Origin of the sequence: Paenibacillus sp. FSL R7-0273 (assembly GCF_000758625.1) — a bacterium.
Lineage (GTDB): Bacteria > Bacillota > Bacilli > Paenibacillales > Paenibacillaceae > Paenibacillus_AQ.
Window position 1 is genome coordinate 4,909,385 of record NZ_CP009283.1, and the last position, 11,651, is coordinate 4,921,035.

13 protein-coding genes are annotated in these 11,651 nt (G+C 54.9%); 4 read left to right on the top strand and 9 right to left on the bottom strand.

All coding sequences use genetic code 11. The features are described 5' to 3' along the window. Positions 1-10: 10 nt before the first annotated feature. The gene (locus R70723_RS21210) at positions 11-229 is read left to right on the top strand and encodes a hypothetical protein (protein WP_144027175.1); all 219 of its coding nucleotides are present in this window, start codon (positions 11-13) and stop codon (positions 227-229) included. A gap of 347 nt (positions 230-576) precedes the next feature. On the opposite strand, the gene spoIIM is transcribed toward R70723_RS21210, so the two are convergent. The 3 genes from spoIIM to R70723_RS21225 all read right to left on the bottom strand — a co-directional run bounded on the left by spoIIM (position 577) and on the right by R70723_RS21225 (position 3,060). Beyond that, the gene (spoIIM, locus tag R70723_RS21215; RefSeq protein WP_039875164.1) at positions 577-1,206 is read right to left on the bottom strand and encodes a stage II sporulation protein M; all 630 of its coding nucleotides are present in this window, start codon (positions 1,204-1,206) and stop codon (positions 577-579) included. Between the two features lie 91 nt (positions 1,207-1,297). Then, entirely contained in the window at positions 1,298-2,524 is a 1,227-nt protein-coding gene (locus R70723_RS21220) for an endonuclease Q family protein (protein ID WP_047171186.1), read from the bottom strand. Then, on the bottom strand, positions 2,488-3,060 hold the full coding sequence (locus R70723_RS21225; RefSeq protein WP_039875168.1) for an NUDIX hydrolase: 573 nt from the start codon (positions 3,058-3,060) through the stop codon (positions 2,488-2,490). The genes R70723_RS21220 and R70723_RS21225 overlap by 37 nt, the downstream gene beginning before the upstream one ends. A gap of 77 nt (positions 3,061-3,137) precedes the next feature. Between R70723_RS21225 and R70723_RS33505 the strand changes: the two genes are divergently transcribed. Next, on the top strand, positions 3,138-3,311 hold the full coding sequence (locus R70723_RS33505) for a hypothetical protein (protein ID WP_156123833.1): 174 nt from the start codon (positions 3,138-3,140) through the stop codon (positions 3,309-3,311). 102 nt (positions 3,312-3,413) lie between these two features. Here the strand turns inward: R70723_RS33505 and R70723_RS21230 are convergent, their stop codons facing one another. Beyond that, entirely contained in the window at positions 3,414-4,541 is a 1,128-nt protein-coding gene (locus R70723_RS21230) for a M20/M25/M40 family metallo-hydrolase (RefSeq protein WP_039875170.1), read from the bottom strand. Positions 4,542-4,610: 69 nt separating this feature from the next. Here R70723_RS21230 and prli42 point away from each other — a divergent pair, with 69 nt between their 5' ends. Further along, positions 4,611-4,712 (top strand): stressosome-associated protein Prli42, encoded by a 102-nt coding sequence (prli42, locus tag R70723_RS33510; RefSeq protein WP_086074730.1) that lies wholly within the window; start codon positions 4,611-4,613, stop codon positions 4,710-4,712. 73 nt (positions 4,713-4,785) lie between these two features. On the opposite strand, the gene R70723_RS21235 is transcribed toward prli42, so the two are convergent. The 4 genes from R70723_RS21235 to lpdA form a co-directional block, all read right to left on the bottom strand. Further along, entirely contained in the window at positions 4,786-6,213 is a 1,428-nt protein-coding gene (locus tag R70723_RS21235; protein ID WP_039875172.1) for a dihydrolipoamide acetyltransferase family protein, read from the bottom strand. A 546-nt stretch (positions 6,214-6,759) separates the two neighbouring features. Further along, the gene (locus R70723_RS21240; RefSeq protein ID WP_039875174.1) at positions 6,760-7,746 is read right to left on the bottom strand and encodes an alpha-ketoacid dehydrogenase subunit beta; all 987 of its coding nucleotides are present in this window, start codon (positions 7,744-7,746) and stop codon (positions 6,760-6,762) included. Between the two features lie 3 nt (positions 7,747-7,749). Then, positions 7,750-8,784, bottom strand: a complete 1,035-nt coding sequence (locus R70723_RS21245) for a thiamine pyrophosphate-dependent dehydrogenase E1 component subunit alpha (RefSeq protein WP_039875175.1) — start codon at positions 8,782-8,784, stop codon at positions 7,750-7,752. A gap of 217 nt (positions 8,785-9,001) precedes the next feature. Beyond that, positions 9,002-10,423: a dihydrolipoyl dehydrogenase gene (gene lpdA / locus R70723_RS21250; protein ID WP_039875177.1), complete on the bottom strand. Its 1,422-nt coding sequence runs from the start codon at positions 10,421-10,423 to the stop codon at positions 9,002-9,004. Positions 10,424-10,590: 167 nt separating this feature from the next. Here lpdA and R70723_RS21255 point away from each other — a divergent pair, with 167 nt between their 5' ends. After that, entirely contained in the window at positions 10,591-10,893 is a 303-nt protein-coding gene (locus R70723_RS21255) for a DUF2627 domain-containing protein (RefSeq protein WP_039875178.1), read from the top strand. Here the strand turns inward: R70723_RS21255 and R70723_RS21260 are convergent. Continuing rightward, the gene (locus tag R70723_RS21260) at positions 10,877-11,437 is read right to left on the bottom strand and encodes a hypothetical protein (RefSeq protein WP_039875179.1); all 561 of its coding nucleotides are present in this window, start codon (positions 11,435-11,437) and stop codon (positions 10,877-10,879) included. The genes R70723_RS21255 and R70723_RS21260 overlap by 17 nt on opposite strands. Positions 11,438-11,651 lie beyond the last annotated feature (214 nt).

Consider the following 11,651-nt stretch of genomic DNA (forward strand, 5'->3'; position numbering starts at 1 on the left):
GAGCAAGGCGGTGAAGTCTGTCAGCATGCAGCGAATCAAAAAAGCCATAAATGCCATCTTAGTTTTCCTGGGCATCTTTAGCGGTCTGAGCTACATACTCAGAGAGGTTATTTTCGGGAATATAAGCTCGTTCGGAGCTGTTACTAATGTTGTCCAGATGGCCAGCCTGGGGATCATTATTCTGTTAAGCTTGCTGTTTACGGCATGGGTGATTAATGAGCGGAATTGACCTGTCCGGGTATTTAGCTCGAATGTATCCACTTACATTACTCATACCTAGTCTGAATTCTAAATTAGTTGGAAAAAGCTCAGCTAATCCTGTCACTTTCGGGAAAAACCTGATTTTCGGCCGATGTAAGCGGATTCTTTCCACCTAATTGATGATTTGCGGGAGAAAAAGCTGAATTAGCGGTTGTTTTTCCACCTAAATCTCTTATGAGGCATTGCAGTAACCCCGAGGAGTTTAAGGAAGACCAAGCAACGTAAGCTAACCCTGTATATGAAAAATAAAACCAGCCTGTCCGGGCATTACCCGGCTGGCTGGTTTGTTTACAGCTGTAAATTTGATTCTGGCGATTACAGCGAGACTAGCATCGGCGTGACCCACCGCATCATGGCGGGCGTGACCCAGGCCTCGAATCCGGAAACACCGAGAACCAGTACGGCCATGCCCAGGGACAGCAGCGTATACGTCACGAACGGTCTGGTCACCGGTGTCCGTCTACCCCCGAGCACCCGGCTGCGGATCATCAGCAGGGAGAAGGCAATGGCAGCCGCGCTGCTGACCAGCAGCACCGGAATCAGCACCAGATTATGCGGGGCGACGGAGACAAGCGCGAACAGCATGCCGTGCCAGGAATACTCGCTGACCATACAGCCTACGGTGAAGCCGATCAGCACGCCTTTGAGAAAATCAAGAATGAGAATCCCCGGCAGCCCGATCACCGATAAGCCCAGAATCCAGATCAGCCCCACCCATTTCAGGTTCAGTGCGGCGATGCTCCAGAAGGAATCCGGCGCTGCCGGCAGCCCCTGCTGGTCCACGGTCACAAAGAAATTTCCGAGATAATCCCCCAGCTCCTGCTGCTGATCGAGTGTCAGGCTGCTGACAATCAGCGCCCCGAACACAACCCCGACCAGAAATAATACCGCTACAAAAATATAAAGAGGCGTCTGTTCCTTGATCATCAGCCGTAAACTGCGCATCGGGACGTTCTCCTTTCAGGTCACATGTTACACCATATGAGGAAACGTCCCGCTCTATGACTTGTCCTTTATGAGACTATGAAACGAACTGCTAACTTCGTGTCCGGTCCACCTTGCCGTAGGTCCCCCCGCCGCCGGAAGTCAGCGCAAGCCCTCCGCTGCGGGCCAGCACGATCTGCGCTGCCAGCTCAGGCCCGGTCACCGCCGCCAGTTCAGCCTCGCCGGCCCGGTGCAGAATATTCATCTCGGTGCCAAACGCCGCCAGCAGCGCATTCATCTTCGCCTTGCCCAGCCCCGGGATAAACTCCAGCGGAACCTGGTAATGGTAAGGCGGACGGTAATCCGGAACAAGCGGCTGCTCCCGGTCGGCAATGTGCAGGATACGGTCAAATACTCCCTGTACAAGCTTGGTGCTTCCGCAGTAAGGGCAACGCTCGGAGGTGGCGGCAGCTTCATCGATAATGCTGCCGCAGCCCGCACAGTAACTCCGGTGATATTTACCGAGCCGCGGATTGAGCCCAAAGTTGGCGCTCACCCTCCGCCCCTCCCGGCGTGCAAGCGCCAGCCGGAATTCGTTAAACGAAGGGGCGGCTAGTTCGAGCACATTGTATTCGCGGCCGATTTTGCCGAGGGAATGGGCATCCGAATTGGTCAGGAACGAGTAGCGGTCCAGCTCCGAGATGTAGCCGGCCATTTCCGAATCGGCGCTCAGGCCAAGCTCAACAGCGGCGATCTGCTCCAGGTCAAACAGCTCGGCCATCCGCTCTGCGGAACAGCCGTACAGCCCTTTATGCGGAGTGAAGATATGTGCCGGAATCAGCAGACCTCCCCGTCCGCATATCTCCTCCTGCAGCACGCGTGAAGGAGCATACAGCCGCTGGGAGCTGAGATTAATGTTGCGCATATGCCGGCTCATCCAGGCGCTGAAATCCTCCATCACCGCAAGGTTAGGCATAAAGGCCAGTACATGACATTCCTTCCGGCCCGGCTCACGGATTTCAATTTCGGTCCCGAGCAGAATCGTCGTTCCCCGGTAAGCAACCCCGCCGCCGTCTGCTTCAGTCATCTCACCGGACATCAGCAAATCACGGATATCCTGCATTACGCCGGGCGAGTGGCTGTCAATGATCCCGATCAGCTCGATTCCTTTGCGCTCCGCCGCTTCCCTGGCGATATTGGCAAAGGTAAGGTCGCGGCTGCCGCTGATTTTTACAGCATTTCCTGCAGAGGTTCTGCCGATGTGGACATGCAGGTCGCAGTAAAAGCTGTGCAGCTCAGGCGTTAGTGCCATTGCCCTGTCAGTGTATAGAGGTGCCATGCGTAGACGGCCATCATCGTTTTGGCATCGGCAATCCGTCCGTCCGCAATGTACTGGTACGCTTCCTCAAGCGTCAGCTCGGACACCTCCAGGAATTCATCCTCATCCAGCGCCATATCGCCCGGCTGGGCATTCTCCGTCACATACAGATGAATAATTTCATCCGCAAAGCCCGGCGAGGTATAAAAGGATTTCAGCAGCTTAAGCTCACCGCTATGAAAGCCGGTCTCCTCCTGCAGCTCACGCCCCGCGGCTTCCAGCGGGTCCTCCCCCTTGTCCAGCTTTCCGGCCGGAATCTCCACCTCTGTACGGTGCATCGGCTGGCGGTACTGCTCTACAACCAGCATTTTATTGTTATTCAGCGCAAGTACCGCAACAGCTCCCGGATGCTTTACAACCTCGCGGGTAGCGCTGTTGCCGTCCGGCAGCTTCACGGTGTCTACCTGCAGGCTGATGATTTTACCTTCAAAAATCGGCTGCGTGGACAAAGTCTCTTCATCGAGTGCAGGATTGCTGTGCTTTTCAAAATTTTTCATAGATTCATGGTCTCCTTTGGCTGAGTTCTGCATAGGGTGTATTATAGCAAACTTAAGGGGAAAGAAGGAATGCAAGCATGAATGACATCCTTATCCGTACCAGCAGATCAGCCGTTACAGCCGTTGGCAAGCCTGAGCAGATTAAAGCCGTTATTGCAGAATGGATTGAGCGGTACGGGCGCGACATGCCCTTGTCCTACGTCCTGCTGCTGCAGGCAGACACCCGGCTGAATCCGCCGAAAGCAGGCTGACTGCATCCCTTCTTCACCCGCCGGTAATAAGAAGGAGCTGCTCCGGCTTTTTGCGGAAACAGCTCCTTCTTTCATCTGTACAGCCGCCTGAGGCGGACAGGCTTACGCTTGTACGCTTTCTTTTACAATCGCTACAACGAGCTCAGCCGCCTTAACGATATCGTCAGCCTTGATCCGTTCTTTGGTGGTGTGGATATGCTCGTACCCGATGGCCAGGTTAACTGTAGGCACCTTGAGGCCGTTGAATACATTAGCGTCACTGCCGCCCCCTGAAGGGAACAGGCGTGTTGTCAGACCAAGGGAGGTAATCGCACGGTCCGCCAGCTGCACCACAGGATCATTTTCATTAAAGCTGAAGGCCGGATAAATAATCTCACTGCGGAATTCGCATTCCGCACCGTATTCACGGACCGTTGTTTCGAGCGCTTCACGCATCGAGGCAATCTGCAGCTCCACCTTTTCCTGCACGATACTGCGCGCCTCAGCATCCAGCTGCACATGGTCACAGACGACATTAGTCGGACCGCCGCCGGCAAATTTGCCGATGTTGGCTGTCGTTTCCTTATCGATCCGGCCCAGCTTCATTGCGGAAATCGCCTTGCCTGCCACCTGAATCGCGCTGATCCCGTCCTCAGGATTCACACCGGCATGAGCGGATTTGCCAAAAATCTGCATCGTGATTCTGGCCTGCGTAGGAGCCGCAACAGCAATTGCGCCGATTTCGCCGTTAGAATCGAGGGCAAAGCCCATATCTGCATCCAGATGGCTCGGGTCCATCGCACGTGCACCAAGCAGCCCTGACTCCTCGCCTGCTGTGATTACGAACTGGAGCTGTCCGTGCGGGATTTTTTGCTCCTGGATCACACGGATCGCTTCAAACAGGGCCGCCAGACCCGCTTTATCGTCAGCGCCGAGAATGGTCGTGCCGTCACTGGTAATCCAGCCGTCTTCCCCGAGGGTTGGCTTAATATTCTGCCCTGGAACAACGGTATCCATGTGGCAGGTGAACAGCAGCTTCGGTGCTGCAGCACCGCTGTCTGCCGCCCACGTTACAAACAGGTTGCCGGCTCCGTGTCCGGTACGCTCCATGGAATCATCCTCGATGGCTGTCAGTCCCAGCGCGCTGAATTTTGCTTTTAGCACGTCGGCAATCTGCCGTTCATTTCCGGTCTCGCTGTCCACACGGACAAGCTCCATGAATTCCTCAATCAATCGGTCTCTTACTATCACTGGACTTCCCTCTCTTTCGCAGATACGTTACAATAGTCTTAACTTACACTAATCCTAAAGGAGTCACACATGAATCGTCAAAAATGGTTCCGCATCGTTATCTATATCATGCTGATCGCAATGATCGCCTCAACCCTGCTGATGGTAGTCGAGCCTTTCCTGGCCGGTTAAAAAAAGCTTAATAACAGCGTCCGGCACTTGCCGGACGCTGTTTGCTGTGTCACGGCGCTTATGCAGCCGCTGATTAATAGAGCTTGGTATCCGGAGTATAACCCTCCAAATTATCTTTGACGCGCTGCAGGAAGCGCCCGCAGATGACACCGTCCAGAATCCGGTGATCCAGCGACAGGCAGATGTTTGCCATGGAGCGCACCGCAATCATGTCGTTGATGACGACCGGCTTTTTGACAATGGATTCAAACGTCAGAATGGCCGCCTGCGGGTAGTTGATAATCGGATAGGACAGGATGGAGCCGAACGACCCTGTATTGTTGACTGTAAAGGTGCCGCCCTGCATGTCATCCAGGCGCAGCTTGCCTTCACGGGTCTTCTGGGCCAGCTCGTCGATCTCGCGTGCGAGGCCCGCGATATTCTTCTGGTCCGCTTTTTTGATCACCGGTGTCATTACAGAATCCTCTGTGCCGACCGCCAGCGCAATGTTGATGTCGCGTTTGACGATGATTTTGTCAACGGCCCAGACGGAGTTCATGATCGGATAGTCTTTAATTGCACTGACTACCGCCTTCATCATAAAGGCCAGATAGGTCAGGTTGATGCCTTCCTTGCGCTTGAACTCATCCTTCAGCTTGTTGCGCAGGACAACCAGATTGGTCACATCCACTTCAATCATCGTCCAGGCATGCGGAATCTCCGAGACGCTCTGGCGCATTCTGGTCGCAATGGTGTTACGGATCGGCGTTACGTCGATCAGGTACTCGGAGCTGCTGCCCAGTCCGCCTTCGACCTCAATCGTCGGAATGCGCGGGGATTCACTCAGGTGAAGCCCGGAGTTGCGCACAGGCTCCTGCTGCTCCTGCGACTGGACCGCTTGAAGCGCAGGCTGCTGCGCTTCAGGCACCTGCCGGCCGGCTTGCCCCGCGCCGGCTGCGCCCGGATGTGCAGGCACCGGCTGGACGGCTTCTGCGCCGCCGTTCTCCAGGTATGCCAGCACATCCTTGCGGGTGATGCGCCCGCCGAGCCCGGTGCCCGGCACGGCGCTTAGGTCAATGCGGTGCTCCGCTGCAAGCGTCTGCACCGCGGGTGAGTAGCGGGAGCGCATAGGCGCGTCCGCTGCTGAGGGAGCCAGCGCAGCCGGCCGGACCGGCGCGGCTGGCGTGCCTGGTGCAGGCGCGGCTGCGGCCGCCTGCGGGGCAGTGCTTGCTGCCGGTGCGGAGCCCCCGGCAGCAGCAGCCGCCGGCGCTGCCACGGCGATGCGGGCGATGACCTCGCCCACGCTAATGACCTGGCCTTCCTCGGCCAGCAGCTCAACCAGCGTGCCTTCCACCGTGGAAGGCAGCTCGGCATTGACTTTATCCGTAATCAGATCGCAGATCGGCTCGTATTCCTCCACACGGTCGCCCGGCTGCTTCAGCCACTTGCCGATTGTAGCAGACACCAGCGATTCCGCCAGCTGCGGCATTACCACATCCGTCAGCTTTGTATTGTCAGACATATTGTCACTCCTTAAAGTTTTGTAAGCATAGCTTCCTGATAGTACTTCGTACAAAACTCACTTCGCAAGCATTCGCTTAAGTTTGTTAGCACAGGCTTCCAGATTATACTTCGTACAAAACTAGCTCCGGAAGCATTCGCCTAAGTTTTGTTAGCACACGTTTATATACAGTAAGTATAGGCTCGAACGTTAACCAGATTTAGTTGTAAAAACAACACTTAAATCAACAGCAAACGCCCGCCACACCGGATTAGTTGGAAAAAAGTCACTTATATCTTATAAGCTCACATTGCACCGTTAAAGCACCATATGGACGAAATTAGATGACGATTTTACAGCTAACTCTTATAAATGACGCCTAAAGCCAAGATTAGGCGACGAAAATCCAACTATTTAGTACACGTACGCGTTTGGCAGCCGCTGGCCCATCCCCGCGAGACAGCATTTACACAGCCGCTGGCGTATTACAGGAGCCACCGTCTTACTACGCCAACCGCAGCCTTCCCGCCTTCACCTCTACCCTGGCTCCAAGCGAATTAACCAACCTTAATACTGCGCCAGCCGCAGCATTTCAGCCTTCAGCTTATCCTTGCTCAGCAAGAAGAACTTCTCCATCGGCGGGCTGATCGGCATCGCCGGTACATCCGGGCCGCACAGCCGGAAGATCGGCGCATCCAGCTCGAACAGGCAGTGCTCGGCGATGATCGCCGCCACTTCACCGCCGATGCCGCCGGTCTTGTTGTCCTCGTGGACGATCAGCACCTTGCCCGTCTGGCGGGCAGCGGCGATAATCGCGTCGCGGTCGAGCGGCTGCAGTGTGCGCAGATCCAGGATGTGCGCGGTAATGCCTTGCTCGCGCTCCAGCTCCTCCGCTGCCTGCATCGCAAAATGCAGCGGCAGACTGTAACCGATCACCGTAATGTCGCTGCCCTCGCGCAGCAGGTTCGCTTCGCCGATTGGCACGATATAATCGTCCTCAGACACGTCTTCCTTGATTAGCTTGTAGCATTTTTTGTTCTCGAAGAACAGCACCGGATCAGGGTCGCGTACCGCTGCCTTCAGCAGGCCCTTAGCGTCGGCCGCCGAATACGGAGCCACGATCTTAAGTCCCGGCGTACCGAAAAAGATCGATTCCGGACACTGGGAATGATACAATCCGCCGAAAATCCCGCCGCCGATCGGCGCGCGGATGACCACCGGACAGCTCCAGTCGTTGTTGGAGCGGTAACGGATTTTGGCAGCCTCGCTGATAATCTGGTTAGTCGCCGGCAGCATGAAATCAGAGTACTGCATTTCGGCAATCGGCTTCATGCCGTACATCGCCGCACCAATTGCTACACCGGCAATTGCCGATTCGGCCAGCGGTGTATCCATCACACGTTCTTCCCCGAACTGGTCCTGCAGCCCTTTGGTGGTGGTGAACACGCCGCCTTTTACACCGACATCCTCACCAAGCACGAACACTGACTCGTCGCGCTCCATCTCTTCCTTCATCGCCAGCCGGATTGCATCGATATATTCCATCATCGCCATGATTTATGCTCCTCCCTTGAGGCCGGATTCGTCGTACACATGCAGCAGCGTATCTTCCGGTTTCGGGAACGGCGCATTTTCGGCGTATGCAATAGCCTCTTTTAATTCCAGATTGTATTCGGCAAGGAGATCCGACTCCTGTTCTTCGCTCCACAGCCCCTGCTCTATGAGATAAGTCCGGAAGGACGCAATGCCGTCTTTTTTCCAGTTCTCGTCAACCTCTTCCTTCGTCCGGTAAGCCAGATCATTGTCGGAGGTGGAGTGCGGCGACAGACGGTACATCATCGCTTCAATCAGTGTAGGCCCTTCACCGGCAAGTGCGCGCTCCCGCGCTTCCTTCACTACTCGGTAAACTTCCAGCGGATCATTGCCATCCACGCGCACACCAGGAAAGCCGTAGCCCAGCGCACGGTCGCTGACCTTGCCGCCAAGCTGCTTATGAACAGGAACAGAGATCGCATACTGGTTATTTTGGCAAAAAATAATGACCGGCAGCTTATTCACACCCGCAAAGTTGCAAGCCTCGTGAAAATCCCCCTGATTGCTGGAGCCCTCGCCAAAGGTTACGAACGAAACAAACTTCTTCCGCTGCATCTTTGCAGCCAGCGCAAAGCCGACCGCATGAGGCACCTGCGTTGTCACCGGACTTGATCCGGTCACAATCCGCAGACGCTTGCTTCCAAAATGGCCCGGCATCTGCCGGCCGCCGCTGTTAGGGTCCTCCGCCTTGGCGAAGACAGACAGCATCAGCTCACGGGTAGTCATCCCTACCGACAGCACAAAGGCGTAATCCCGGTAGTACGGTAAAAAGTAATCATTCTGCCGGTCCAGCGCAAACGCCGCAGCAACCTGCGCCGCCTCCTGGCCGATCCCTGAGACGTGGAAGTTGATCTTTCCGGCCCGCTGCAGCAGCAGGCTGCGCTCATCGTATTTCCGTCCCAGCTGCATATATCTGTACATATCAATGACCTGGCCGTCCGTTAGTCCAAGCTGTTTATGTCTGTTGATCATGTTTGCAGTAGTACCTTGAGATTCCATACAGAGGTACCTCCTAAAAATTTTTGTTGGGTTATTGGCATGCGCCATAGCACCATCTTGACCTGATCTTATAACCAGGTACTAAGACTAGACTAAATACATTATAATCCCTTTCACCGCAAAAAGAAAAGAGAGGAAAAGCCGGAAAAGAACGGTTGTGCGCTCATCACGCTCCGCCAGCTCTCTCCGGCATTCCTTTTGCTCCCCTGAGCTTATATTAGAACCCGATGGCTCTCCCATCCACGGCCAGCATAGCCTCACCGATAACCTCGGACAAGGTCGGATGGGCATGGATCGCTTCCCCGACTTCCCAAGGAGTTGCATCCAGTAGCTGGGCCAGCGCAGCTTCCCCGATCAGATCGGTTACATGCGGCCCGATCATCTGCACACCGAGGATGTCGCCGCTGCTGCGGTCAGCTACAACCTTGACAAAGCCGTCCTTCATCCCGTGAACGATTGCCTTGCCGATTGCCGAGAACGGGAATTTCCCGGTCACGACATCACGGCCCAGACTCTTCACTTCCTTCTCGGTATAACCGACACTGGCTACCTCCGGCCGTGTATAGACACAGCGCGGCACAAGATGAGCATGATACGGGTGAAGCTGCTCCCCGGCCAGGTGATTGACGGCACGTATGCCTTCATGTGAAGCAGCATGGGCCAGCTGCAGCCCGCCGATGCAGTCCCCGATCGCATAAATATGTGGCTCCCCGGTCTGCATATTGGCATTGACCTCGATTACGCCTTTGTCAAAGCGGATATCGGTATTCTCCAGTCCGATGTTCTCAATATTGGCCACTCTGCCGACTGACACAAGCAGCTTCCCGGCGGACAGCGTCTGGCTCTGCTCTCCTTTGCGGGCTTCAATACTGATCCCGTCCTCTGTTATGGTGCTGGTCTCCGGATCTACAGTGGTGCCGGTCAGCACCTTGACTCCGCGTTTTTTGAGCAGCCTGGTCAGCTCGCGGGCAATCTCGGTATCCTCCAGCGGCAGCAGCTGCTCTGCGGCTTCCACCACTGTAACCTGAACGCCAAAATCAGCCAGCATCGACGCCCATTCCACTCCGATTACGCCGCCGCCGACAATAAGGATTGAAGCAGGCAGCTCTTCTAGCGTCAGCGCTTCTTCGCTGCTGAGGATGACTTTGCCGTCCGGCTTAAGACCCGGCAGCACACGCGGACGGGAGCCGGTAGCCACGATCAGATTGGTGGAGACTACAGTCTCCATCTCCCCATCCTCCAGCTCAACAGCCACTGCACCGCTGCGCGGTGAGAAAATCGACGGGCCGATAATGCGCCCCCTGCCCTTAACCACCTGGATTTTATTTTTGCGCATCAGATATTGGACACCCTGGTGCAGCTGCTCCACAACCGCGTCTTTACGTGCCTGAACCTTCGGGAACACCAGCTTGACGCCTGATGTTTCAATGCCGTAGCTCTCGCTCTCCTGTATTTCAGCGTATACCTCCGCACTGCGCAGCAGCGACTTGCTTGGAATACAGCCGCGGTGCAGGCAGGTTCCGCCCAGCTTGTCCATTTCGATGACGACGACAGATTTGCCGAGCTGGGCAGCGCGGATCGCCGCCACATATCCCCCGGTCCCTCCGCCCAGAATAGCCACGTCACAGGAAATTGTCATTGTATGTATCCTCCAGTCAATACTCAAAAGTTCTGCATAACTCCCTACATTGTACTCTCTTTTGGACTCAATTCAAAACTTACAAACGTCATATAGCCATGGACTTTTGTCATGTGAAGCGTTATCATATTGGTGAATTCAATAGGCTGCAGGGGAGTGTCGCCGGTATGAAGCTGGTCATTTCACGGTTCATTGCCATAATCATTCTCGTCATTCCGGGACTTCTGGCAATGAAGGGCTTTCTGATGATGAAGGACGATATCTTCAATTATCTCTCGATGCACGGTGATGATAGTGTAACTCCAGTGTTCGCCTGGCTGCATTTCGGCGGGGGACTGCTGCTGTTCGCGGCGGGCATGAGCTTTCTCGGCGGCTGGATTCTTACCCGTGACCGCAAGAAAAACTACGTTGGTCCAAGGTTCAGGGAGAAGCAGAAGACTGAGCAGCCTGCTGCTAAGAGCAACTTGTAGAATTTTTGCCCTTCATTCCGTCGAATTCAAAGGCATTTTTGCCCTTCATTCCGCCACCTTGCCTCATTCCGCCGAAATCAAAGGCATTTTTGCCCTTCATTCCGCCACTTTGCCTCATTCCGTCGAGATCAAAGGCATTTCTGCCCTTCATTCCGCCACTTTGCTTCATTCCGCCGAAATCAAAGGCATTTCTGCCCTTCATTCCGCCACTTTGCCCCATTCCGCCACTTTGCCCCATTCCGCCGAAATCAAAGGCATTTCTGCCCTTCATTCTGCCACTTTGCCTCATTCCGCCGAAATCAAAGGCATTTTTGCCCTTCTTTCCGCCACTTTGCCTCATTCCACCGAATTCAAAGGCATTTCTGCCCTTCATTCCGCCACTTTGCCTCATTCCGCCGAAATCAAAGGCATTTCTGCCCTTCATTCCGCCACTTTGCTTCATTCCGCCGAAATCAAAGGCATTTCTGCCCTTCATTCCGCCACTTTGCCCCATTCCGCCGAAATCAAAGGCATTTTTGCCCTTCAGTCCAGCTTCTCGCCTCATTCCGTGACTTTGCCTCATTCCGTGACTTTGCCTCATCCCGCCACTTTGCCCCATCCCGCGAATTTTCCACATCAAATCTGCCATCCCCGCCCGTCACACCAATATTTCACGGCTTGCAAGCGGCGGACACCGCACATCGGCATATAAAAAAACAGCAAGCCCGCTTCACCGGCACACTGTGCTCCGGGAAACGCGGCTTGCTGCTTTTCTTGTT

Coding starts and splice junctions, on each gene's coding strand:
- spoIIM (WP_039875164.1), bottom strand. CDS start 1,206: ATGCGCAGTTTACGGCTGATGATCAAGGAACAGACGCCTCTTTATATT.
- R70723_RS21220 (WP_047171186.1), bottom strand. CDS start 2,524: ATGGCACCTCTATACACTGACAGGGCAATGGCACTAACGCCTGAGCTG.
- R70723_RS21225 (WP_039875168.1), bottom strand. CDS start 3,060: ATGAAAAATTTTGAAAAGCACAGCAATCCTGCACTCGATGAAGAGACT.
- R70723_RS33505 (WP_156123833.1), top strand. CDS start 3,138: ATGAATGACATCCTTATCCGTACCAGCAGATCAGCCGTTACAGCCGTT.
- prli42 (WP_086074730.1), top strand. CDS start 4,611: ATGAATCGTCAAAAATGGTTCCGCATCGTTATCTATATCATGCTGATC.
- R70723_RS21235 (WP_039875172.1), bottom strand. CDS start 6,213: ATGTCTGACAATACAAAGCTGACGGATGTGGTAATGCCGCAGCTGGCG.
- R70723_RS21240 (WP_039875174.1), bottom strand. CDS start 7,746: ATGGCGATGATGGAATATATCGATGCAATCCGGCTGGCGATGAAGGAA.
- R70723_RS21245 (WP_039875175.1), bottom strand. CDS start 8,784: ATGGAATCTCAAGGTACTACTGCAAACATGATCAACAGACATAAACAG.
- lpdA (WP_039875177.1), bottom strand. CDS start 10,423: ATGACAATTTCCTGTGACGTGGCTATTCTGGGCGGAGGGACCGGGGGA.
- R70723_RS21255 (WP_039875178.1), top strand. CDS start 10,591: ATGAAGCTGGTCATTTCACGGTTCATTGCCATAATCATTCTCGTCATT.
- R70723_RS21260 (WP_039875179.1), bottom strand. CDS start 11,437: ATGAGGCGAGAAGCTGGACTGAAGGGCAAAAATGCCTTTGATTTCGGC.